Genomic DNA, 22,181 nt, shown 5'->3' with positions numbered 1-22,181 from the left:
CTTTCTGACACATCGCGGCCGACTTCCCCAAGGAAGGTTTCCAGGGCACCGCGAAAGTATGCGCCGACCGCACCTAGAGAACCCGGCACAGATGAATGCATTGTGAACGACCGGGTTCACGCGGCCCCATCAGCCGGCGAAGGGCGCCGGGGCGTAGGCGGTGTCGATGCTGTAGGTGGTGAAGCCCAGGCGCTCGTAGGTCCGCAGCGCCGCCGTGTTGTCGGACTCGACGTACAGCAGCACGGTCGGTTCGGCCGCCGCGGCCAGCCGGTCGGCCAGTGACCGGATTCCGACGGCCGTCAACGCCTGCCCCAGTCCACGGCCCTGCGCCGACGGGTCGACGCCGACGACGTAGACCTCGCCGAGTCCCGGCTGGTCGAGGTGCACCTTGGTCCAGTGGAACCCGAGGAGCCTGCCCGCCTCGTCGCTGCCGGGGGCGCCGACCGCCAGGAACAGGCCCGCGGGGTCGAACCACGGTTCGCGGCGCCGCTCGGCCAGCTCGGCTTCCGTCCACCCGCCCTGCTCGGGGTGGTAGGCGAAGGCGGCGTTGTTGACGCGCAGCAGCTCCGCGTCGTCGGCCGTGCCGTCGTAGGTGCGGATCTGCACCCCGGGAACCGGGCGCACGGACTCGGGGACGTCACGCAGGGTGCGCCGCATCTGGACCAGTTCGCGCACCACCACCAGGCCCAGCGCCGCGGCGGTCGCGCGGGCCGGCTCGAGGGTGCCGTGCGCCCAGAAGTGGTTGCGCCCGGCGGTCTTGGCCACCGCGGCGCGTCCCATCGCCGCGCCGATGCCGCGCCGGCGGGACTGCGGGTGCACCACCAGTTCCGCCATCCCCGCCCCGCCGTCGCGGGGCGGGCTGAGGTTGAGGTAGCCGACGACCGCGCCCGGTTGCGAACCGGTGACCAGCAGGTGCTCGGTGCGGTCGTGCCCGAGTTCGCGCAACACCTGTTCCCCGACGGGCGCCACGCCGTCGAATTCGGTTGCGGCCGAGACGAGTTCGCGCACCGCCCGCTGCTCGTCGGCGGTCAGGCCGGCGCGCCAGTCCGGCGGGGTCACTGACTGCGCAACGGGTCGCGCAGCGGCTCTTGCAACTCCTCGACGTCCGGCTCGGCGTCGTCGGCGGCTTCGGCGTCGGTGGACTCGGCGATCGGCACGCGGCCGCGCGCCGGCCGGACCGCCTTGTAACCCACGTTGCGCACCGTGCCGATCAGCGCCTCGTGTTCGGGCCCGAGCTTGGCCCGCAGCCGTCGTACGTGCACATCGACCGTGCGGGTGCCGCCGAAGAAGTCGTAGCCCCACACCTCGTGCAGCAGCTGCGCGCGGGTGAACACCCGCCCGGCGTGCTGGGCCAGGTACTTCAGCAGCTCGAATTCTTTGTAGGTCAGGTCGAGGGGGCGGCCGCGCAGCCGGGCGGTATAGGTGCCCTCGTCGATCACCAGCTCACCGAGGCTCACCTTGCCCGCGCTCTCCTGATCGGCGAGCCCGCCGCGCCGGCCGACCACCAGCCGCAGCCTGGCGTCGATCTCGGCGGGCCCCGTGCTGGGCAGCAGGATCTCGTCGAGGCCCCAGTCGGAGCTCACGGCCACAAGCCCGCCTTCGGTGACCACGGCCAGGACGGGGACCGAACGGCCCGCGGTGCTCAATAGCCGGCACAGGCCGCGCGCCGAGGACAGGTCGGTGCGCGCGTCAACGAGCACGGCGTCCGAGGTTCCGGCCTCCAGCAACGAGGAAGGTTCTGGCGGCGCCGTCCGCACGATGTGGGGAAGCAGCGACAGCGACGGCAGGACCGGGTCGGGGTGCAGCTCCGAGGTCAGCAGTAGTAGCTCCAACAAGCCCCTCCAGCTCGGGGGGAAGGCATCTCCCAAATTCGTAACGCCACGCCGCGTTGGTTGCCAGGTATTTAACGATAACTTGACATCCGGTTTTTCCGCGTGGCGACAATGCGCTGCGAGCGGAGGTGTGAGCGCCGCCACCAGGCGGTCCGCGGCGCGGCGGCCGGGCGCCTACGGGACAATGTGCCGATGCGCAAGGTGCTGATCGGCGTCACGGCGGCAGCTGTCGCCGCGGGCGTGGCCGTTGTCGGCGCCGTCGGCGTCGACTACGGGACCAGCATCTACGCCGAGTACCGGCTGTCGACCACCGTGCGCAAAGTGGCGAATCTCGGGACCGACCCGTTCGTCGCCATCGTGGCCTTCCCTTTCATCCCGCAGGCCGTCCGCCGCCACTACAACCAGCTGGAGATCAAGGCCAACGCCGTGGATCAGGCGCGGGTCGGCACGGCCACGCTGGAAGCCACGATGTACTCGGTGGACCTGACGGATGCGTCGTGGTTGATCAGGCCCGACGCCAAGCTCCCGGTGGGCAGGCTGGAGAGCCGCATCATCATCGACTCGACCCACCTGGGCCGCTACCTGGGCATCCCGGACCTGATGGTCGAGGCACCGCCGCGGGAAACCAACACCGCCACCGGCGGGGTGACCGCGTCGGGGATCTCCGACAGCCACGGCCTGGTGTTCAGCGGCACGCCGCACACGGCCGGTTTCGAGCGTCGGGTCAGCGTCTCGGTGGACCTCTCCATCGCCCCCGACGACCCCGCGGCGCTGGTGATCACCCCCACCGGCGTCCTCACCGGGCCCGACACCGCCGACCAAACCGTCCCCGATGACAAGCGGGACGCGGTGCTGCACGCCTTCAGCGCCCGGCTGCCCGAGCAGCGGCTCCCGTTCGGCGCCGCGCCCACCTCCGAGGGCGCGCGCGGCTCCGACGTAATCATCGAGGGCGTAGCCCGGGGAGTAACGCTGCGGCTCGACGGGTTCAAGCAGTCGTGATCACCGTTGCGGTCGCGATAGTCGCGGCCCTCGTCGTGGCGAGCCTGGCCGGATGGTTGTTGACGCGCCGCTCGGGACGCGTCCGCGCGATCGACCCTGGCCCGGGCGCCGCCGCCGACACCGCCGACCTGGGCCTTTCTCGCAGCGGGCCCACCATCGTCCACTTCAGCGCCCCGTGGTGCGGACCCTGCGACCGGGTGCGCCGCGTGGTCGGCCAGGTGTGCGAGGACATGGGCGACGTCGCGCACGTCGAGATCGACCTCGACGCGAATCCGGCCACGGCCCGGCGGTTTTCGGTGCTGTCGCTGCCCACCACGTTGATCTTCGACGTCGACGGGCGCCAGCGGTACCGGGCCTCCGGCGTGCCCAAGGCCGCCGACCTGCGCTCGGCGCTGCTACCGCTGTTGGCTTGAGCGCGGCGTCATTGGGTAAGCTAGCCGTCGTGTCAGCCCCCCTCGAGCCCCTGCTCACCAAGCGTCGCGCAGTCGATCTGTGCCGGCTCGCGGGCTGTCGCTGTTGCTGTAGCTGCTGAGTAGCGGCGCCCCTGCGCGCACTCGGAGCAGCTTGGGACCCCACCGGATTCCCATAGGCGTGCGTCCCCCGGTCTTCCGCGCAACAAGATTTCTAGGAGTACAACCGTGCCGAGCAGCAACACCGCCGTGGCGCCGGACCGCGTCGACGTCCGCGGACCCAGGTTCGCCGCCTGGGTCACGACCGCGGTCCTGGTACTCGCGCTCATCGCCTCAGCCGCCAGCCCCCTGGCGGCTGCGGCCATTCTCGGGGTACAGGCCGCGATCTTCGCCGTCGGCGCCGTCGGCGGGCCGCGCCGGCACCCCTATGGGCGGGTGTACGCCGCCGTCGTGGCGCCCCGGCTGGGACCCGTCACCGAGCGTGAACCCGTCGCCCCGCTGAAGTTCGCCCAGCTCGTCGGCCTGATCTTCGCCGTCGTCGGCGTGGCGGGATTCGCGACCGGCGCCCTGCTCGTCGGCGTCATCGCTACGGCGGCCGCGCTGGTCGCGGCGTTTTTGAACGCGGCCTTCGGCATCTGCCTGGGCTGCCAGTTGTATCCGCTGGTCGCACGCTTTCGTCCGACTACCTGTTAACCCCGATTCGTCAGCAGCAATCGAAAGGAACACCCACCATGGCACGCTCCGACGTCCTGGTCTCCGCGGACTGGGCCCAGAGCAATCTCGACGCCGCGAACGTCGTCTTCGTAGAGGTCGACGAGGACACCAGCGCGTACGACACCGGCCACATCGCCGGCGCGGTCAGGCTGGACTGGCGCACCGATTTGCAGGATCCGGTCAAACGCGACTTCGTCGACGCGCAGCAATTCTCCAAGCTGCTGTCCGACCGCGGCATCTCCAACGACGACACGGTGATCCTCTACGGCGGCAACAACAACTGGTTCGCCGCCTACGCCTACTGGTATTTCAAGCTGTACGGCCACGACAAGGTCAAGCTGCTCGACGGCGGCCGCAAGAAGTGGGAGCTCGACGGGCGCCCGCTGTCCACCGACCCCGTCGGCCGGCCGGCCACCACCTACACCGCGGCCCCGCCGGACAACAGCATCCGGGCCTTCCGGGATGAGGTCATCGGGGCCATCAACGTCAAGAACCTCGTCGACGTGCGCTCCCCCGACGAGTTCTCGGGCAAGATCCTCGCGCCGGCGCACCTGCCGCAGGAACAGAGCCAGCGCCCCGGCCACGTCCCCGGCGCGATCAACGTGCCGTGGAGCAAAGCGGCCAACGAGGACGGCACCTTCAAGTCGGACGCGGAGCTGGCCAAGCTCTACGCCGACGCCGGGCTCGACGGCACGAAGGAAACCATCGCGTACTGCCGGATCGGGGAGCGCTCGTCGCACACCTGGTTCGTGCTGCAGGAATTACTCGGGCATAAGAACGTCAAGAACTACGACGGCAGTTGGACGGAATATGGCTCCCTGGTGGGGGCCCCGATCGAGTTGGGAAGCTGATATGTGCTCTGGACCGAAGCAAGGACTGACGTTGCCCGCCAGCGTCGACCTGGAGAAGGAGACGGTCATCACCGGGCGCGTCGTCGACCGCGACGGCCAGGCCGTGGGCGGCGCGTTCGTCCGCCTGCTGGACTCGTCCGACGAGTTCACCGCCGAGGTGGTCGCGTCGGCCACCGGTGACTTCCGGTTCTTCGCCGCGCCCGGGTCCTGGACGCTGCGCGCGCTGTCCCCGGTCGGCAACGGCGACGCCGTCGTGACCCCGTCCGGCGCCGGCATCCACGAGGTGGACGTCAAGATCGCCTGACGGGCGGGGGCGAATAGACTCGTCCCCGTGGTGCTGTTCTTCGAGATCATGCTGGTCGTGGCCGTCGTGGTCATCGCCTGGTTCGCGCTGTACACGCTCTACCGGCTCATCACCGACGAATCGTGACCTCCCGCGAGGGCCCCGACGGACCGGCCGGTCCCGCGGGTTCGGGCGACCGCGCCGTGGCTGCCGCCGCCGAGCGCGCCAAAGTGACCGCCTCCCGCAACATTCCCGCCTTCGACGACCTGCCGGTCCCCGCCGACACCGCGAACCTGCGCGAAGGCGCCAACCTCAACGACGCGCTGCTGGCGCTGCTGCCGCTGGTGGGCGTGTGGCGCGGCGAGGGTGAGGGCCGCGGGCCCGACGGGGACTACCGGTTCGGGCAGCAGATCGTGGTCTCCCACGACGGCGGCGACTACCTGAATTGGGAAGCGCGGTCCTGGCGGCTCGACGACAACGGCGAGTACCAGGAGCCGGGCCTACGTGAGGCGGGCTTCTGGCGCTTCGTCACCGATCCGGACGATCCGAGCGAGTCGCAGGCAATCGAGTTGCTGTTGGCCCATTCGGCCGGCTACGTCGAGCTGTTCTACGGGCGCCCGCGCACCCAGTCGTCGTGGGAATTGGTGACCGACGCGCTGGCCCGCAGCCGGTCGGGCGTGCTGGTCGGCGGCGCCAAGCGGCTCTACGGCATCGTCGAGGGCGGCGACCTGGCCTACGTCGAGGAACGGGTGGACGCCGACGGTGGCCTGGTGCCGCACCTTTCGGCGCGGCTGTCGCGGTTCGTCGGATAGCGGTTGGGTGCCCTGACATGGAGCGGCCCCCGAGCGCATCTCCGGTTGGACTGACCGGAACTCGGGGGCCGGGTGGCTACGGGGAATTCGCCAGCTGCGTTGCTCGCTGACTCTTCCGAGCCGCGCTGCTTAGCGCGTAGCCACCTCACATGTCCATGAAGCTATCAATTTCGCGGACCACCTCCTTCCTTGTGTACGGCCGACGCTACCTGCCATCCCGCAGGGCCACAACTGAATTCAGCGCTCAGCGATCACCGGCGATGGCGGCGTCGACCAGTTCGGCGAATTCGGCGGCGATCCGAGACCGGCCCAGTGCCCGCCCGTCGAGCGTGTGCACCCGGGCGGCCAGGGTCATGCTGGACACCAGCCAAATGCCTTGGGCGGCATGCAGATCCGCGACCCGCAGCGCGCGGTAGTCGCAGTCGTAGCCCTTGGCCCGGGCCACCTCGAACAGGGCCTGCTGCGTGGTGCCGCGCAGGATCGGATACCACGGCGGCGGCGTCAGCAGGCACGGAGTCCCCGCGTCCGAGTCGGTGGCGATCACCACCGTCGAGCGTGGGCCTTCCAGGATGTAGCCGTCGGAGCTGACGAAGACGACGTCGCCCGCGCCCTGCCGGGCGGCGTGGCGCAGGGCGGCCATGTTGACCGCGTACGACAGCGTCTTGGCGCCGGCCAGCAGCCAGGGCATCGTGTCGGCGGCGTTGGCGGGCAGCCCGCGGTCGAGCGTGATCGCGGAGATCCCGTCGCGGCGCACCGCGGTCACCCGGTCCGGGACGGCGGTCACCATCACGTAGGACGTCGGCGCCGAACCGCCCTCGCGGCCGCGGCTGTAGATCAACCGCATGGCGCCCTCGTCGGCGGCACCCGCGGCCCACCGCCGGGTCGCCTCGCCGATGGCGTGCCGCCAGCTCGGCAGGTCGGGCGCCGGCAGGTCCATCGCCTTGGCCGACTGGGTCAGCCGCTGCAGGTGCGACTCGACCAGGCAGGCCCGGCCGGCGCGCACCAGCAAGGTCTCGAAGATGCCGTCGCCGCGGACGGCCGCCAGGTCATCGGCGTGCAGTAGCGGCTCCCCCGGCGGATGTGTCTCGCCGTCCAGCGTGACGATCACGCCCATCGGGTCGGCCATGGACAGCAAGCCTAGTGGCGAGTGTGCGGCCGGCCGCACCGTCGTGGTCGAGTGTGCGCCTGGCCGCACTTTGGGTGAGAGCGCGCCGCCGGTACGTAGAGTTGACCAGGTGAACGCCGTCCCCGCACCCGATACCGGACCCGATGCCGGCGCGGTCTGGCACTACGGCGATCCGCTGGGCGAGCAGCGGGCGGCCGAGACCGACGCCGTGGTGATCGACCGCTCACACCGCGCGGTGCTCACCCTGGCCGGCAAAGACCGGCGGAGCTGGCTGCACAGCATCTCCACCCAGCACGTCAGCGAACTCCACGAGGGTGCCAGCACGCACAACCTCAGCCTCGACGGGCAGGGCCGCGTCGAGGACCACTGGATCCAGACCGAGCTGGGCGGCATCACCTACCTCGACACCGAACCGTGGCGCGGCGAGCCGTTGCTGGAGTACCTGCGCAAGATGGTCTTCTGGTCGGAGGTCACCCCGGCCGGCTCGGAGCTGGCGGTGCTGTCGCTGCTGGGCCCGCGGCTGGCCGACCGGGCGGTGCTCGACGCGCTCGGCCTGGACGCCCTGCCCGAGGCGACCGCGGTCCCCGTCGGCCCGGACGGCTTTCTAAGGCGGATGCCGGGGGCGCCCGCCGGGCAGATCGAACTCGACCTGCTGGTCCCGCGGGACGAATCGGCCGGGTGGCGCGACCGCCTGGCGCGGGCCGGCGTGCGGGCCGCGGGGGTGTGGGCCTTCGAGGCCCACCGGGTGGCGGCGCTGCGCCCGCGGCTCGGCGTCGACACCGACGAGCGCACGATTCCCCACGAGGTGGGCTGGATCGGCGGGGCCGTGCACCTGGACAAGGGCTGCTATCGCGGGCAGGAAACCGTCGCGCGGGTGCACAACCTGGGCAAACCGCCGCGGATGCTGGTATTGCTGCACCTGGACGGCTCGGTGGAGCGGCCCTCGACGGGTGACGCGGTGGTCGCGGGCGGTCGAGCCGTCGGGCGCCTCGGAACCGTGGTCGACCACGTGGACCTCGGGCCGGTGGCGCTGGCGTTGGTCAAGCGCGGGCTGCCCGCGGACACGCCCGTGGCGACCGGCCCCGAGGCGGCCGTCGCGGCGGCGATCGACGCCGATTCCCTGCCCGTCGCCGACCACGTCGGGGCGGGGCGGTTGGCCGTTGAACGGTTGCGGGGCGGTGCGGGATAATGGTCGGCGACGTCCGCCACAGCGGATAGGGGCCGCCGACGCCCGGCCATGAGGCACGGTAAACTGTCGGCAGGACAAAAACGACACCAAGAGATCGGAGCCGCCTACTCGTTAGGCCGCTCCGTTATTGCGCGAGGGGGTTCCCCCATGGGCCGCGGCCGGGCTAAGGCAAAGCAGACCAAGGTTGCACGAGAACTCAAATACAGTTCCCCGCAGACCGACTTCCAGCGGCTACAGCGCGAGCTGTCGGGAACGAGCGCAGACGAATCCGACGGGCTGGACGACTCCGAGGATTCTGGCCCGGACAATTCCTGGGACGATCACGACGGCTGGCGTCGCTAGAACCCAAACCCCGTGCCGATGCTCTGAGCATCGGCACAGTCTTTAGGACCGGCCCTCAGAACCTCGGGTGCTGCCCGACCAGCTTGGCCCGGGGCCCATCTTTGCCGCCCTTGCCGACGGTGCCCAACACCCAGCAGTCCAGGTGCCGCGCGGTCAGGATCGCCAGCGCGCGATCGGTGTCCTCGGGGGCGACGACGGCGATCATGCCGACGCCCATGTTGAACGTCTTTTCCATCTCCTCGCGCGTCACCCGGCCGCGCTGGGCGATCATGGCGAACACCGGCGCGGGCGTCCACGTTCCGCGGTCCACCTCGGCGACCAGCCCGGGCGGGATGACGCGTTGCAGGTTGCCGGCCAGCCCGCCGCCGGTGACGTGGCAGAAGGTGCGGACGTGGGTCTCCGCCGTCAGCGCCAGGCAGTCCTTGGCGTAAATGCGGGTCGGTTCCAGCAACTCTTCCCCGAGGGTGCGGCCGAACTCCTCGACATAACCGGCCAGGTTCATCCGGTCGATCTCCAGCAGGACCGTGCGGGCCAGCGAGTATCCGTTGGAGTGCAGGCCCGAGGAGCCCATCGCGATGATGACGTCGCCGGGCTTGACGCGGTCGGCGCCCAGGACGTCGTCGGCCTCGACGACGCCCACACCGGTCGCCGAGATGTCGTAGTGGTCCGGTTCCATCAGGCCGGGATGTTCCGCGGTTTCGCCGCCGAGCAGCGCGCAGCCCGCGCGCACGCAGCCCTCGGCGATGCCGCTGACGATCGCGCTCAGGCGCTCCGGGACGGTCCGGCCGACCGCGATGTAGTCCTGCAGGAACAACGGCTCGGCGCCGCACACCACGAGGTCGTCGACCACCATCGCGACCAGGTCGAGGCCGACCGTGTCGTGCTTGTCCATCGCCTGGGCGACCGCCAGCTTGGTGCCGACGCCGTCCGTCGACGCCGCCAGCACCGGCTCGCGGTAGTCGCCGCGCAGGGCGAACAGCCCGGCGAACCCGCCCAGGCCGCCGCGCACCTCCGGCCTGGTCGCCTTGGTCGCCAACGGCTTGAACAAAGCGACGGCGCGATCACCGGCTTCGATGTCCACCCCGGCCGACGCGTAGGTGATGCCCTGGCTGCCCGGGTTTCGTCCGGGGCTTTTTCCGGGATCCGTCATCGCGATAAAGGCTACCGGGCGCCGCTTCGCGCCGGTATCAAACGTCTTTGAAGCACCAGGCGAATTCGGTCAGCGCACGATCGGCACTTCATCGGGCGCAAGATCGTCGAGCCCGGCCCCGCGCGCCGCGTTGGCCAGCATGTGCTCGATGACGTTCTTGCCCAGCGCCGTCTCCCCGGGCAGCTCGATCGGGTACTTGCCGTCGAAGCAGGCGGTGCACAGCCGCGAGGCGGGTTGCTCGGAGGCCGCGACCAGCCCACGCAGCGAGATGTAGCCCAGCGTGTCGGCCCCGATGGCGTGCCGCACCGCCTCGAGCATCTCCTCTTTGTCCTGGACGGCGTTGGCGATCAGCTCGGCCGGCGACGGGAAGTCGATGCCGTAGAAGCACGGCCACTTCACCGGCGGCGAGGCGATGCGCACGTGCACCTCGAGGGCGCCGGCCTCGCGCAGCATCCGCAGCAGCGCGCGCTGGGTGTTACCCCGCACGATCGAGTCGTCGACCACGATGAGCCGCTTGCCGCGGATCACCTCTTTCAGCGGGTTGAGCTTCAGCCGGATGCCCAGCTGGCGGATGGTCTGCGACGGCTGGATGAACGTGCGCCCGACGTAGGCGTTCTTCATCAGGCCCTGCCCGTAGGGGATGCCGGACTCCTGCGCGTACCCGACGGCCGCCGGGGTGCCCGACTCCGGCACGCCGATCACCAGGTCGGCCTCGACAGGGCATTCGCGGGCCAACCGGCGACCGATCTCGACCCGGGTGGCGTGCACGCTCCGGCCGGCGATCGTGCTGTCCGGCCGGGCCAGGTAGACGTACTCGAAGACGCAGCCCTTGGGCTCGGGGTTGGCGAACCGCGTCGACCGCACGCCGTCGGCGTCGATGGCCAGCAATTCGCCGGGCTCGATGTCGCGGACGAACGAGGCGCCGACGATGTCGAGCGCGGCGGTCTCGGACGCCACCACCCAGCCGCGGTCCAGCCGCCCGAGCGAAAGCGGCCGCACCCCATAGGGATCGCGGCAGGCATACAGCGTGTTCTCGTCCATGAAGGTCAGGCAGAACGCGCCGCGCACGGTCGGCAGCAGCTCCAGCGCCGCCTGCTCGAGGGTGGAATCGGCCGCGCCGTGTGCCAGCAGCGCGCCCAGGATGTCGGAGTCCGTCGTGGCCGGGGCCGGGATGCGGGTGCCGATCAGCCCCTCGTCGCGGGCGCGAGCGGCGAGTTCGGCGGTGTTGACCAGATTCCCGTTGTGCCCCAACGCGACTCCGGTGCCGGCCGCGGTGTTGCGGAACACCGGCTGGGCGTTTTCCCACGTGGTGTCGCCCGTGGTGGAGTAGCGGCAGTGCCCGATGGCGACGTGGCCCTGCATCGCGGCCAGCGTCTGCTCGTCGAACACCTGGCTGACCAGACCGAGGTCCTTGAAGACGAGCACCTGCGACCCGTCGGCGACGGCGATGCCCGCGGCTTCCTGCCCGCGATGCTGCAGCGCGTACAGGCCGTAATAAGTGAGCTTGGCGACTTCCTCGCCCGGGGCCCAGACCCCGAATACGCCACACTCTTCGCGGGGGGAGTTCAGGTCCTGATCGAGTTCCCGGACGGTCACGGTTCGGCGGCTCCCTGGCGAACGGCTGGTGACCTAACGGAGTCTACGGGCACGACGGGCGGCGCGCCCAATCCGTCGCGCGTGTTGGACGCCGAATTCACCTGCCGAAAAGCCTAAACGTGCAGTTCAGGGTTATCTCGGCCGACGTCGACGAGGGGCAGCCAGTGGCCGATTTCACCCGCCCGGGACCCCGACAGCGTCAGCGCCCCGGTGGTGTGCGCCTGGTCGAGCGGCACCAGCCCGGTGGCCAGCAGCAGCCAGGTGCGCGGATCGGCCTCGACCACGTTGGGCGGTGTGCCGCGGGTGTGCCGGGGACCCGCGATGCACTGGACCGCGGCGAACGGCGGGACGCGGACCTCGACGCTGGCGCCGGGCGCCACCGCGGCCAGGGTGCGCGCGGTGAGCCGCACCGCGGCGGCCAGGGCGTTCCGGTCGGGCGGCGGACGCGATTCGTCGCGCAGCCAGTCGACGACGGCCAGCACCGCCTGCCGGGTTTTGACCGGGTCGGCGCTGTGGCGGGCGGGCATGCCTCAGCGTCGCACGGCCAGCGCGGCGATCGCACCGGTCTCGTTGACGGCCAGATGCGCCAGTATCGGCGCGGCCAGGCTCCCGGAACGGTCGGCCAGCCAGCCGAACACCCAGCCCGCCACACCGGTGACCAGCACGGTGCCCGCCACCGGCTCACCGGTCGCACGCGCGTCCGCGATGTGCGACAGCCCAAAGGCGATGGCCTGCAGCGCCCTTCCGGCGGGCCTTCCGCACGCGCGGCCGCCGACGGTGGCCAGCGCGCCGCGGAACGCCGCCTCCTCGGCCCAGACGGTGCCGACGGGGATGCGCAACAGCAGCCATGCGGGGGCCGACGCCGGCGGCTGGCGTGCGGCCATTGCCGCGCGCACCACGGGCACCGCTGTGGTCGCCGCGATTGCGCTCGCCGCTGCCACACCGGCCGCCGACCCCAGCCTTATCCCGGCCTTCAGGCGCGGCGGGCGAAGACCCAGGGGCGCGCGGGTGACGAACACCAGCAGCGCGCCCGCGGCAGCCTGCGCCGCCACCCGCAACACGCCGGGCAGCCGCGGGCTGACGACGCTCCAGCCGACCAGCGCGGCGGCTAACGCGAGCGGCTTGGCCGCTGACTCTGCGTTCATGGCGAACAAGTGCGAGTAGCCCGCGCCATCAGCGCAGAGTCATTGAGCAAAGAGGCGCGGCAGCACCGCCTCGGACGTCTCGCGCAGTTCGGCCAGCGACACCGTGAACAGGCCCTGAACCTCGACCGCGTCGGAGGCCTGGTCGACGACGCCGACGCGGACCGCGGGCAGCCCGCGCGCCTCGCACATCGCGCGGAACCGGCTCTCCTCGGTGCGCGGCACCGCCACCAGCACCCGCCCCGCCGACTCCGAGAACAGCATCACGAACGGATCGGCGTCCTCGGGAAGCACGATGCGGCAACCGGTTTCACCGGCCAGCGCCGCTTCCACGACGGCCTGGGCGAGACCGCCCTCGGACAGGTCGTGGGCGGCGGACACCAGCCCGTCGCGCGACGCCGAGGTCAGCACCTCGGCCAGGAGCTTTTCGCGGGCGAGGTCGACCCTGGGCGGCAGCCCGCCCAGGTGGTCGGCGGTCACCTGCGCCCAGACGGAGCCGTCGAACTCGTCGCGGGTATCGCCCAGCAGGACAAGGGTTTCCCCGGGTTCGGTGCCCAGCCCGGTGGGAATGCGGCGGCCGACATCCTCGATGACGCCGAGCACCCCGACCACCGGCGTGGGCTGGATCGCCGTCGACCCCGTCTGGTTGTAGAAACTCACGTTGCCGCCGGTCACCGGAATGCCAAGGGCGGCACAGCCGTCGGCGAGGCCGCGCACCGCCTGGGAGAACTGCCACATCACCCCGGGATCTTCGGGGGAACCGAAGTTGAGGCAGTTGGTCACCGCGACCGGGGTGGCGCCGGTGACGGCGACGTTGCGGTAGGCCTCGGCCAGCGCGAGCTGGGCACCGGCGTAGGGGTCCAGCAGGGTGTAGCGCCCGGAGGCGTCGGTCGACACCGCGATGCCGCGGCCGGTGGACTCGTCGACGCGCAGCACGCCGCCGTCGGCGTGCTCGGCCAGCACGGTGTTGCCGCGCACGTAGCGGTCGTACTGCTCGGTGATGAACGCGCGGCTGCACAGGTGCGGACTGCCCAGCAGCGCAAGCAAAGTCGCGCGCAGCTCGTCGCCGGTGGCCGGCCGCGGCAGGCGCGTCGACCGGTCGGCGTTCAGGGCGTCCTGCGCGTCGGGACGCGCGACCGGACGCTGGTACACCGGCCCCTCATGGGCCACGGTGCGCGGCGGCACGTCGACGACCGTCTCGCCGCGCCAGGCGATCCGCAGCCGGTCGCCGTCGGTGACCTCGCCGATCACGGTGGCCAGCACCTCCCACTTGCGGCACACCGCCATGAAGGCGTCGACGTTCTCCGGCGCGACCACCGCGCACATGCGCTCCTGCGACTCGCTGCACAGCACCTCGGCGGGCGTCATCTCGGTGGTCCGCAGTGGAACGGTGTCGAGCTGGATCGCCATCCCACCGTCGCCCGCCGAGGCCAATTCGGAAGTGGCGCAGGCCAATCCGGCCCCGCCCAGGTCCTGGATGCCGATCACCAGCCCGCCCGCGTAGAGCTCCAGGCAGCATTCGATGAGCACCTTCTCCATGAAGGGGTCGCCCACCTGCACCGAGGGCAGCTTCTTGCGCGAATTCTCCGCGTCGAACGTGTCCGACGCCAGCACCGACACCCCGCCGATGCCGTCCAGACCGGTGCGCGCGCCGAACAGGATGATCTTGTTGCCCACCCCTGAGGCGAACGCCAGATGCAGGTCCTCCTGGCGCAATACGCCCACGCACATCGCGTTGACCAACGGGTTGCCGGCGTAGCACGCGTCGAAGACCGTCTCACCGCCGATGTTGGGCAGGCCCAGCGAGTTCCCGTAGCCGCCGATGCCGCGCACCACGCCGTCGACCACGCGGCGGGTGTCCGGCGCGTCGGCGGCACCGAACCGCAGCTGGTCCATCACGGCGACCGGGCGCGCGCCCATCGCCATGATGTCGCGGACGATGCCGCCCACCCCGGTGGCCGCGCCCTGGTAGGGCTCGACGTAGGACGGGTGGTTGTGCGACTCCACCTTGAACGTGACCGCCCAGCCGTCGCCGATGTCGACGACGCCGGCGTTCTCGCCGATGCCGGCCAGCATCCCGGCGCGCATCTCGTCGGTGGTGGTCTCACCGAAGTAGCGCAGGTGCACCTTCGAGGATTTGTAGGAACAGTGCTCGCTCCACATCACCGAGTACATGGCCAGCTCGGTGTCGGTCGGCCTGCGGCCCAGGATCTCGCGGATGCGCTGGTACTCGTCGTCTTTGAGGCCCAGCTCGTGAAACGGTTGCGGCTGGTCGGGCGTGGTCGTGGCGTGCTCGACGGTGTCAGTCACGCACACAGTCTAGGGACTCCCGCGAGTGTGAATCTGGCGACGCGACACGCCGCGGGTCCGTCGCCAGATTCACACTCGCCGGGGGCACCGGCTCGTAAGTCAGCGGGGCGACAGGAACGCCTGCAGCGCAGCGGAATAGGCGGCCACGTCGTGCGCGCCCATCAACTCCCGCGCGGAGTGCATGGCGAGCTGGGGGGCGCCGACGTCGACGGTCGGGATGCCGGTGCGCGCCGCGGCCAGCGGCCCGATCGTCGAACCGCACGGCAGGTCGGCGCGGTGCTCGTAGCGCTGCAGCCCGACCCCGGCCTGCCGGCAGGCCAGCTCGAAGGCCGCCGCGGTGCGTCCGTCGGTGGCGTACCGCAGGTTCGGGTGCACCTTGAGCACCGGCCCGCCGTTGGCCTCGATCAGGTGGCCGGGCTCGTGTCGCTCCGGATAGTTGGGATGGGTGGCGTGGGCCATGTCGGCCGAGGCCAGCATCGAGGCCGGCAGCCGGCGCAGGAAGTCGTCCCGGCCGCCGCCGGCGGCGAGCACGATCCGCTCCAGGACGGTGCCCAGCAGGTTGGACTGCGCGCCGTGGTCGGACGACGACCCGACCTCCTCGTGATCGAAAAGCACCAGCACGGGCAGGAAACCCCGCGGTTCGGCCCCGATCAGCGCTTCCAGCCCGGCGTAGCAGCTGGCCTGGTTGTCCAGCCGGGGGGCGCTCAACAAATCGCCCTCGGCGCCGATCACCGCCGACGGCGTCAGGTCGTGGGTCATCAGGTCGGCGGCCAGCACGTCGGCCGCCGCCACCCCGGCCCGGCCGGCGACGTAGTCCACGAACGAACCCCGTTGTTCCGCAGCGCCGCACACCGCGTTGACGTGTCGCTGCGGGTCCAGCGTCACCGACTTGCGGTCCTCGGCCAGGTGGATCGCCAGCTGGGGCACCCGCAGGATGGGGTCGTCGATCCGGACCAGCCGGTGGCTGACCCCGGCACCGTCTTGGACCGACAGCCGCCCGCTGATCCCCAGGTCCCGGTCCAGCCAGGAGTTGAGCCACGCTCCGCCGTACGGCTCCAGCGCCACCACGCGCCACCCGGCGACCAACCGGTCCGGATGCTGCTTGACCCGCAGGTTGGGGCTGTCGGTGTGCGCGCCGACGATCCGGAACGGCCCGTCGCCACCGGCGGAATTCCAGGCGACCAGGGAGCCCGCCCGCACGCTGAAGTAGCGCCCCGGCCGCTCGGGCCAGCGGTCGGTTTCCGTGAGTTCGGCGTATCCGGCCGCGGCCAACCGGGCGGCCACCGTGGCGCAGACGTGAAACGGCGACGGGGACGCGTCGATGAAATCGCAGAGACCCGTGGCGCTGGCCGGCATGTGAACATCATGGCTGTCGGGGACGCCGGACTCCACGATAGGGTCGGCAGAGTGCCGACGGTGCAGCCGCAACCCATCCTCGAGCCGCTGACCCCGGCCGCGATCTTCCTCGTATTGACCATCGACGACGGTGGAGAGGCGACGGTGCACGACGCCCTGCCCGACATCTCCGGGCTGGTGCGCGCGATCGGTTTCCGCGAGCCCCCGAAGCGGCTGTCCGCGATCGCCTCCATCGGCTCCGAGGCCTGGGATCGCCTGTTTTCCGGCCCGCGGCCCGCCGAACTGCATCCGTTCGTCCCGCTGCACGGCCCGCGGCACACCGCCCCCGCCACACCGGGGGACCTGTTGTTCCACATCCGGGCCGAGAGCCTGGACGTCTGTTTCGAATTGGCCGACCGCATCCTGCGCGCGATGGCCGGTGCGGTCACCGTGGTCGACGAGGTGCACGGCTTCCGCTACTTCGACAACCGCGACCTGCTCGGCTTCGTCGACGGCACCGAAAACCCCGACGGCCCACTGGCGGTCAGCGCCACCGCCATCGGCGACGAGGATCCTGACTTCGCCGGCTCGTGCTATGTGCACGTGCAGAAGTACGTGCACGACATGTCGTCGTGGAATTCGCTGTCGGCCACCGAGCAGGAACTGGTGATCGGGCGCACCAAGCTGGACGACATCGAACTCGACGACGACGCCAAGCCCGCCAACTCCCACATCGCCCTCAACGTCATCGAAGACGACGACGGCACCGAGTTGAAGATCGTGCGGCACAACATGCCGTTCGGCGAGCTGGGCAAGGGCGAATACGGCACCTACTTCATCGGCTATTCGCGGACGCCGCGGGTCACCGAGCAGATGCTGCAGAACATGTTTCTCGGCGACCCGCCGGGCAACACCGACCGCATCCTGGACTTCTCCACCGCGGTCACCGGTGGGCTCTTCTTCTCGCCCACCGTCGACTTCCTCGACGACCCACCGCCCCTGCCCGCGTCATCGGTCACGGCGCGGCCCGTCACACCAGCACCCGACGATGGCTCACTGGCGATCGGCAGCCTGAAAGGAACCCCTCGATGAACAACCTCTACCGCGATCTGGCACCGATCACCGAAGCCGCTTGGGCGGAAATCGAATTGGAGGCCACCCGGACCTTCAAGCGCCATATCGCCGGGCGGCGCGTGGTCGACGTCAGCGAGCCGGGCGGGCCGGTCGCGGCCTCGGTCAGCACCGGCCGGCTCGTCGATGTCGAGGCGCCCACCGAGGGTGTCCAGGCCCACCTGCGGGCCAGCAAACCGCTTGTCCGGCTGCGGGTTCCGTTCACGTTGTCCCGCTCGGAGATCGATGACGTCGAGCGCGGTTCGAACGACTCGGACTGGGATCCGGTCAAGGTCGCGGCCAAGAAGCTGGCGTTCGTCGAGGACCGCACGATCTTCGAGGGCTACGCCGCCGCGTCGATCGAGGGCATCCGCAGCTGCAGCTCCAACCCGGCGCTGACGCTGCCCGAGGACCCGCGCGACATGCCCGACGCCATCTCGCACGCGCTGACCGGGCTGCGGCTGGCCGGTGTCGACGGCCCGTATTCGGTGCTGCTGTCCGCCGAGACCTACACCAAGGTCAGCGAGACCACCGCCCACGGCTATCCCATCCGCGAGCACCTGAACCGGTTGGTCGACGGCGACATCATCTGGGCGCCCGCCATCGACGGCGCCTTCGTGCTGACCACCCGCGGCGGCGACTTCGACCTGCAGCTGGGCACCGACGTCGCGATCGGCTACCTCAGCCACGACGCCGAGACCGTGCAGCTGTATCTGCAGGAGACGCTGACGTTCCTGTGCTACACCGCCGAGGCGTCGGTCTGCCTGGCCCCGTAAGACACTCAAAGATCTAGGACAAGATCGCCGTCCGGCGCGGCCGAGCAGATCAGCACTTCGCCCGCACCGGGCTTTTCCAGCGGCGGTTGCACGTACGTCGCCGCCCCGGCGACGACTCCGGTGACGCACAGGTGACAGACCCCGCTGCGGCACGAGAAACGGGTTGGCACGTCGCAGGCTTCGGCGAGATCGAGGATGCTGCGGTAGGCAGGCGACCAGTTGACGGTCAGCCCGCTGCGCGCGAACGTGATCGACGGTCCGGTGCCGGGTACCGTCCCGGGCGGGTGGGGCGACGTGCGCGGCCCCGTCTCGACGACGCCCGGGTTGATCGCCGGCAACGCGCCGAACAGTTCGCTGTGGATGCGGGCGGGGTCGAGGCCGCCGGCAACGAGGTAGTCGCGGACCTCGGACATGAATTGCGTTGGGCCGCAAAGGTACACAGTGGCATCGGTCGGCAGGCCCAGCGCCGCGATCGACGCCTGGGCGAGGCGACCCTGGGTTTGGGTGTAGAAGACCCGCCGGCGCGCATGGGGCAATGACGCGATGAGGGCGTCGACTTCGCTTGCGAAGGCCTCGGTTTCGCGGTTGCGCGTGGTGTGCAACCACCAGATGTCGCGAACACTACCGGCATTCGCCAGCGCGTGCAGCATCGCCAGCACGGGGGTGGCCCCGATCCCCGCCGACAACAGCACCACCGGATTGCGGTCGTCGGCGAGACAGAACTCACCGCGCGGCGCGGCGGCCTCGAGCACCGACCCCGCCCGCACATGGGCGTGCAGCCAATTGCTCACCACGCCGCGGTCCTCGCGTTTGACGCTGATCCGGTAGACGCCCGCACCGGGATCGCCCGACAGCGAGTAGCTGCGCAGCGGTGCCGGTTCGCCCGCGCCGGGAAGCCGCAGCGGAAGGTACTGACCCGGAAGCGGCGGGGGCAACGCGGCGTGGTCCGTGGACTCGAGGGTGATCGAGAGCACCTGGGGGCTTTCCCGGCAGGTTCGGGTGACACGCAGCGGGCGAAATCCGTTCCACGCGACTGTGGTTGGGGGCGTCTCGTCGCGCTCGGCCAGCATGTCGCGGAAGGACTGCTGCCAGCCGGGGCTGAGTGCCGGCACGTCGACGGCCCGGCGTAGCCGCTCGGCGTTGCGGCCGGGCAGATACAACAGCGCGTCGACATCGGCGACGCTGAGTTCGTGGCGGCCCCGGCGGGTGCGCACGATGTCGTCACCGGCGCGGACACGGCCCTCGGTGATCACGCGGAAGTAGAACCCCGGGCGGTGGTGGGCGACAAGCAGATTGGGCATTTCGGGCTCGTCGAGGCGCAGGCCGACCCGAAAGCAGGTGACACGCGGCTGGGTGACCTCGAATTCGGCGTCCCCGATGCGGTAGCGATCGCCGATGCAGACGTCGTCGTCGGCCAGCCCGGTGACGGTGAAGTTCTCGCCGAAGTGGCCGGGTTTCAGGTCGTCGCGCCCCAGGTAGGTTTTCCAGTAGTCGTACGACTCGCTCTGGTACACCATGACCGCGCGCTGTTCGCCGCCGTGGCCGGCCAAGTCGCCCTGCCCGTCGCCGTCGAGGTTGGTGCGGCGCGCCATGACGGGCCCTGTGACCGGCGTCTTCCAGATTCCGGTGCGTACGGTTTTGCCCCGCCATTGAACGTCCTTGGGCAGGCCGACGTTGACCGAAACCAGCCTGCCCACCCGCGTCACCTCGCTCGGCAGCCCAAATTGGGATGACCGGCCCAGAATATGCCGGCCGCAGCGACTGGGCAACCCGTGGGCTGTTGCGCGCCCCTAGTTTTGGTGCATACTGGGTCACATAACCCAGAAATGCGGTAGGCGCTTTCATCGAGTGCCCAGGAGGTGCGTCATGCCGGCCGTCCATCATCGATACGCCACCGTCGACGGCCGTCGGCTGTTCTTCCGCGAGGCCGGCGATCCCGAGGCCCCGGCGCTCGTGCTGCTGCACGGGTTCCCGACCAGTTCCCACATGTTTCGCAACCTGATACCGGCGCTGGCCGACCGCTACCACGTGATCGCGCCCGACCACTTGGGCTTCGGGCTGTCTGACGCCCCGCCCGTCGAGGAGTTCGACTACACCTTCGATGCGCTCACCGACCTGACCGCCGGTCTGCTGCGCACGCTCGGCCTCGACCGGTACGCCATCTACGTGCAGGACTACGGCGCCCCGATCGGATGGCGGCTGGCCCTGCGCGACCCGTCGGCGATCACCGCGATCGTCACCCAGAACGGCAACGGCTACGACGCGGGATTCGTCGAGAGCTTCTGGAAGGTGGTGTGGGCCTACCAGCGCGAGCAGACGCCGGACACCGAGGCCGCGGTGCGCCAGTTCCTCACGCTGGACGCCACGCGGTGGCAGTACGTCACCGGCGTCGCGGACGAGACGCTGGTCGACCCGGAATCCTGGCAGCACGACTATGCGCTGATATCCCGCCCCGGCAACGACAAGGTGCAGCTGAAACTGCTGCGCGACTACGCCACCAATGCGCCGCTGTATCCCCGCCTGCACGAATACTTCCGCGAAACTCGCGTGCCACTGCTGGCGGTGTGGGGCCGCGGCGACGAGATCTTCGGCCCAGCCGGCGCCGAGGCGTTCGCCGAGGATTTACCCGACGCCGAGATCCAACTGCTCGACGGCGGCCACTTCCTGCTCGAGTCGGCAGTGGACGAGGTGACCGAGCTGGTCCGCGGTTTCCTCGACAAGGTGAACGTGCCCGCCTGACCGGTCCCGCGCGCCACGGGCATCAATGGGTTGAATATCCCAGAGTTCGGACGCCCACGGGCTAGCCTGACGCAATGGCCCATCCCGATGTTCACGACGAACAACGGTTGACCGCCAAAGGGCGCGCCACCCGCGACCGGATCGTGGGAGCGGCCGCCCAGCTGATCGTCACCGAGGGGCTGTCCGCGTCGAACCTGGATAACGTGCGCAGGGCCGCATCGGTCAGCGGCTCTCAGCTTGCGCACTACTTCGCCGACAAGAGCGCACTGATTCGCGCGGTCATCCGGCGCCAGATCGGCGTGGTTCTCGACTTTCACCGCCAGCCAAAGCTGCACGGCCTGCAGTCATTCGACGACTTCGAGCGGTGGATCGACCTGAACATGCGCTACCTGCGGCGCATCGGATACTTCGGCACGCCCACCTATCACGCCCTCGCCGCGCAGCTGGCGAAGTCCGACGAGGCGACCCGCGAGACGCTGGGCGTGGGCTATCGGCAATGGATTGCCCTGCTGGAGCAGGCGATTGAGCGCATGAAGGACGACGGCGTCGTGGTCGCCGACGCCGATCCGCGACGGTTGGCGACGGTCATCGTCAGCGCCCACCAGGGGGGTGGCACCCTGGCCTTCACCTACCGGGCGGAATGGCCGCACGCCGACGCCGTGCGTTTCGCGGTCAACTATCTGCGCATGTTCGCCGCCGATCCCGCCGAGCGGACCCCGCGGCCGGCCCGGCGCGTCCGCGGCCGGGGCGGGACCACGCAGCGCGCATCGTGACCGACGACAGCGCAACGCGTTTCACCCGCAAGGGACTGGCGACCCGGGCGCGGATCGTCGAGGTCGCCGCGCGTCTCATGTTCGAGCGGGGCGTCGCCAACACCAGCATCGACCAAGTGCGGCGCGCGGCCGGCGTCGGCGGCTCCCAGATGTCGCACTACTTCCGCGACAAACGCGATCTGACCCGCCACGTCGTGGCCGCGCGCCGCGACGACGTACAGGCCTTCCACACGCGATCGCCGCTGGGCGGCCTCGACAGCCTCGACGCCCTGCAGGCGTGGGCCGACGCCTGCCTGGCGGACACGGATGCCGTGTACCGCGTCGGCGGCTGCGTCTACGGCTCGTTGGCGGGCGAGCTGATCGACGCCGACGACGAAATCCACGACGACCTCTCCGCCGGCTACGACCGGTGGATCGGGTTGTTCCAGGCCGGCCTGGCCGCGATGCGGCGCGGCGGCGAGCTGCGACCCGACGCCGACCCGCGCCACCTGGCCGCGTCGCTGGTCGCCGCCCACCAGGGCGGCGCGCTGATCACGTTCGCCACCGCGGATCCCGAACCGCTGCGGGCCGCCGTCACTGCCGCCGTCGACTACGTGCGCTCGTTCGCGGCGACTCCCCGGCCCCGCACCGGCCGGTCCGATCGTCGCCGAGGCAAGTCCTGACCCACGGCGCGTCTGGACAGACTGGGTCGA

24 protein-coding genes are annotated in these 22,181 nt (G+C 70.5%); 14 read left to right on the top strand and 10 right to left on the bottom strand.

Annotated elements, in window-relative coordinates; all coding sequences use genetic code 11:
- Positions 1–129: 129 nt before the first annotated feature.
- Positions 130–1,059 (bottom strand): mycothiol synthase, encoded by a 930-nt coding sequence (mshD, locus tag AC5Y4Z_RS09095; protein WP_499962776.1) that lies wholly within the window; start codon positions 1,057–1,059, stop codon positions 130–132.
- A complete protein-coding gene (locus AC5Y4Z_RS09090) occupies positions 1,056–1,835 on the bottom strand; it encodes a winged helix-turn-helix transcriptional regulator (protein WP_499962774.1) in 780 nt (259 codons plus the stop codon). Before AC5Y4Z_RS09090 ends, mshD begins: the two co-directional genes overlap by 4 nt.
- Before the next feature lie 183 nt (positions 1,836–2,018).
- Here AC5Y4Z_RS09090 and lmeA point away from each other — a divergent pair, with 183 nt between their 5' ends.
- From lmeA to AC5Y4Z_RS09055, 7 genes are all read left to right on the top strand, one after another.
- The gene (gene lmeA / locus AC5Y4Z_RS09085; protein ID WP_499962772.1) at positions 2,019–2,831 is read left to right on the top strand and encodes a mannan chain length control protein LmeA; all 813 of its coding nucleotides are present in this window, start codon (positions 2,019–2,021) and stop codon (positions 2,829–2,831) included.
- Positions 2,828–3,244 (top strand): thioredoxin family protein, encoded by a 417-nt coding sequence (locus tag AC5Y4Z_RS09080; RefSeq protein WP_499962770.1) that lies wholly within the window; start codon positions 2,828–2,830, stop codon positions 3,242–3,244. Before lmeA ends, AC5Y4Z_RS09080 begins: the two co-directional genes overlap by 4 nt.
- A gap of 29 nt (positions 3,245–3,273) precedes the next feature.
- The gene (locus AC5Y4Z_RS09075) at positions 3,274–3,363 is read left to right on the top strand and encodes an Ms5788A family Cys-rich leader peptide (protein ID WP_499962768.1); all 90 of its coding nucleotides are present in this window, start codon (positions 3,274–3,276) and stop codon (positions 3,361–3,363) included.
- Between the two features lie 106 nt (positions 3,364–3,469).
- On the top strand, positions 3,470–3,934 hold the full coding sequence (locus AC5Y4Z_RS09070; RefSeq protein WP_499962766.1) for a DUF4395 domain-containing protein: 465 nt from the start codon (positions 3,470–3,472) through the stop codon (positions 3,932–3,934).
- 38 nt (positions 3,935–3,972) lie between these two features.
- Positions 3,973–4,806, top strand: coding sequence for a sulfurtransferase (locus AC5Y4Z_RS09065; protein WP_499962764.1), 834 nt, complete (start codon positions 3,973–3,975; stop codon positions 4,804–4,806).
- 1 nt (position 4,807) lies between these two features.
- Complete coding sequence (locus AC5Y4Z_RS09060) at positions 4,808–5,110, top strand: DUF1416 domain-containing protein (protein WP_066937000.1); 303 nt, start codon at positions 4,808–4,810, stop codon at positions 5,108–5,110.
- 119 nt (positions 5,111–5,229) lie between these two features.
- Complete coding sequence (locus AC5Y4Z_RS09055; protein ID WP_499963304.1) at positions 5,230–5,901, top strand: nitrobindin family protein; 672 nt, start codon at positions 5,230–5,232, stop codon at positions 5,899–5,901.
- A gap of 244 nt (positions 5,902–6,145) precedes the next feature.
- Here the strand turns inward: AC5Y4Z_RS09055 and AC5Y4Z_RS09050 are convergent, their stop codons facing one another.
- Positions 6,146–7,009 carry an aminodeoxychorismate lyase gene (locus tag AC5Y4Z_RS09050; protein ID WP_499963302.1) on the bottom strand — a complete coding sequence of 288 codons (864 nt, stop codon included), beginning with the start codon at positions 7,007–7,009 and terminating at the stop codon, positions 6,146–6,148.
- A 127-nt stretch (positions 7,010–7,136) separates the two neighbouring features.
- Between AC5Y4Z_RS09050 and ygfZ the strand changes: the two genes are divergently transcribed.
- On the top strand, positions 7,137–8,216 hold the full coding sequence (gene ygfZ / locus AC5Y4Z_RS09045) for a CAF17-like 4Fe-4S cluster assembly/insertion protein YgfZ (protein ID WP_499962762.1): 1,080 nt from the start codon (positions 7,137–7,139) through the stop codon (positions 8,214–8,216).
- Between the two features lie 147 nt (positions 8,217–8,363).
- Positions 8,364–8,558, top strand: coding sequence for a DUF3073 domain-containing protein (locus tag AC5Y4Z_RS09040; protein ID WP_499962760.1), 195 nt, complete (start codon positions 8,364–8,366; stop codon positions 8,556–8,558).
- A 55-nt stretch (positions 8,559–8,613) separates the two neighbouring features.
- On the opposite strand, the gene purM is transcribed toward AC5Y4Z_RS09040, so the two are convergent.
- From purM to AC5Y4Z_RS09010, 6 genes are all read right to left on the bottom strand, one after another.
- On the bottom strand, positions 8,614–9,708 hold the full coding sequence (gene purM, locus AC5Y4Z_RS09035) for a phosphoribosylformylglycinamidine cyclo-ligase (RefSeq protein WP_499962757.1): 1,095 nt from the start codon (positions 9,706–9,708) through the stop codon (positions 8,614–8,616).
- Positions 9,709–9,777: 69 nt separating this feature from the next.
- A complete protein-coding gene (purF, locus tag AC5Y4Z_RS09030) occupies positions 9,778–11,304 on the bottom strand; it encodes an amidophosphoribosyltransferase (RefSeq protein WP_499962755.1) in 1,527 nt (508 codons plus the stop codon).
- Positions 11,305–11,417: 113 nt separating this feature from the next.
- Positions 11,418–11,831, bottom strand: a complete 414-nt coding sequence (locus tag AC5Y4Z_RS09025) for a sterol carrier family protein (RefSeq protein WP_499962753.1) — start codon at positions 11,829–11,831, stop codon at positions 11,418–11,420.
- A 3-nt stretch (positions 11,832–11,834) separates the two neighbouring features.
- Positions 11,835–12,449 (bottom strand): Rv0804 family intramembrane glutamic endopeptidase, encoded by a 615-nt coding sequence (locus tag AC5Y4Z_RS09020; RefSeq protein WP_499962751.1) that lies wholly within the window; start codon positions 12,447–12,449, stop codon positions 11,835–11,837.
- A 39-nt stretch (positions 12,450–12,488) separates the two neighbouring features.
- The gene (gene purL, locus AC5Y4Z_RS09015) at positions 12,489–14,756 is read right to left on the bottom strand and encodes a phosphoribosylformylglycinamidine synthase subunit PurL (protein ID WP_499962749.1); all 2,268 of its coding nucleotides are present in this window, start codon (positions 14,754–14,756) and stop codon (positions 12,489–12,491) included.
- Between the two features lie 99 nt (positions 14,757–14,855).
- Positions 14,856–16,112 carry a M18 family aminopeptidase gene (locus AC5Y4Z_RS09010; protein WP_499962747.1) on the bottom strand — a complete coding sequence of 419 codons (1,257 nt, stop codon included), beginning with the start codon at positions 16,110–16,112 and terminating at the stop codon, positions 14,856–14,858.
- A gap of 51 nt (positions 16,113–16,163) precedes the next feature.
- On the opposite strand from AC5Y4Z_RS09010, the gene AC5Y4Z_RS09005 reads away from it, so the two are divergent.
- Together AC5Y4Z_RS09005 and AC5Y4Z_RS09000 are read left to right on the top strand one after the other, a co-directional pair.
- Positions 16,164–17,183: a Dyp-type peroxidase gene (locus AC5Y4Z_RS09005; RefSeq protein WP_499962745.1), complete on the top strand. Its 1,020-nt coding sequence runs from the start codon at positions 16,164–16,166 to the stop codon at positions 17,181–17,183.
- Positions 17,180–17,977: a family 1 encapsulin nanocompartment shell protein gene (locus tag AC5Y4Z_RS09000; RefSeq protein ID WP_499962743.1), complete on the top strand. Its 798-nt coding sequence runs from the start codon at positions 17,180–17,182 to the stop codon at positions 17,975–17,977. Before AC5Y4Z_RS09005 ends, AC5Y4Z_RS09000 begins: the two co-directional genes overlap by 4 nt.
- A gap of 5 nt (positions 17,978–17,982) precedes the next feature.
- Here AC5Y4Z_RS09000 and AC5Y4Z_RS08995 read toward each other — a convergent pair whose 3' ends face one another.
- Positions 17,983–19,674, bottom strand: coding sequence for an MOSC domain-containing protein (locus tag AC5Y4Z_RS08995; RefSeq protein WP_499962741.1), 1,692 nt, complete (start codon positions 19,672–19,674; stop codon positions 17,983–17,985).
- 169 nt (positions 19,675–19,843) lie between these two features.
- Between AC5Y4Z_RS08995 and AC5Y4Z_RS08990 the strand changes: the two genes are divergently transcribed.
- From AC5Y4Z_RS08990 to AC5Y4Z_RS08980, 3 genes are all read left to right on the top strand, one after another.
- A complete protein-coding gene (locus AC5Y4Z_RS08990) occupies positions 19,844–20,716 on the top strand; it encodes an alpha/beta fold hydrolase (RefSeq protein ID WP_499962740.1) in 873 nt (290 codons plus the stop codon).
- A gap of 74 nt (positions 20,717–20,790) precedes the next feature.
- Entirely contained in the window at positions 20,791–21,489 is a 699-nt protein-coding gene (locus AC5Y4Z_RS08985; protein ID WP_499962739.1) for a TetR/AcrR family transcriptional regulator, read from the top strand.
- On the top strand, positions 21,486–22,151 hold the full coding sequence (locus tag AC5Y4Z_RS08980; RefSeq protein WP_499962738.1) for a TetR/AcrR family transcriptional regulator: 666 nt from the start codon (positions 21,486–21,488) through the stop codon (positions 22,149–22,151). The genes AC5Y4Z_RS08985 and AC5Y4Z_RS08980 overlap by 4 nt, the downstream gene beginning before the upstream one ends.
- Positions 22,152–22,181 lie beyond the last annotated feature (30 nt).

The organism is Mycobacterium sp. NGS63, from assembly GCF_059812295.1.
This window is presented reverse-complemented; position numbering and strand designations above follow the sequence as displayed.

Bases quoted from the DNA above. Each gene is read 5' to 3' on its own strand.
- AC5Y4Z_RS09065 (WP_499962764.1), top strand. From the start codon at position 3,973: ATGGCACGCTCCGACGTCCTGGTCTCCGCGGACTGGGCCCAGAGCAAT.
- AC5Y4Z_RS09060 (WP_066937000.1), top strand. From the start codon at position 4,808: ATGTGCTCTGGACCGAAGCAAGGACTGACGTTGCCCGCCAGCGTCGAC.
- AC5Y4Z_RS09040 (WP_499962760.1), top strand. From the start codon at position 8,364: ATGGGCCGCGGCCGGGCTAAGGCAAAGCAGACCAAGGTTGCACGAGAA.
- purM (WP_499962757.1), bottom strand. From the start codon at position 9,708: ATGACGGATCCCGGAAAAAGCCCCGGACGAAACCCGGGCAGCCAGGGC.
- AC5Y4Z_RS09025 (WP_499962753.1), bottom strand. From the start codon at position 11,831: ATGCCCGCCCGCCACAGCGCCGACCCGGTCAAAACCCGGCAGGCGGTG.
- AC5Y4Z_RS09020 (WP_499962751.1), bottom strand. From the start codon at position 12,449: ATGAACGCAGAGTCAGCGGCCAAGCCGCTCGCGTTAGCCGCCGCGCTG.
- AC5Y4Z_RS09010 (WP_499962747.1), bottom strand. From the start codon at position 16,112: ATGCCGGCCAGCGCCACGGGTCTCTGCGATTTCATCGACGCGTCCCCG.
- AC5Y4Z_RS09000 (WP_499962743.1), top strand. From the start codon at position 17,180: ATGAACAACCTCTACCGCGATCTGGCACCGATCACCGAAGCCGCTTGG.
- AC5Y4Z_RS08990 (WP_499962740.1), top strand. From the start codon at position 19,844: ATGCCGGCCGTCCATCATCGATACGCCACCGTCGACGGCCGTCGGCTG.
- AC5Y4Z_RS08985 (WP_499962739.1), top strand. From the start codon at position 20,791: ATGGCCCATCCCGATGTTCACGACGAACAACGGTTGACCGCCAAAGGG.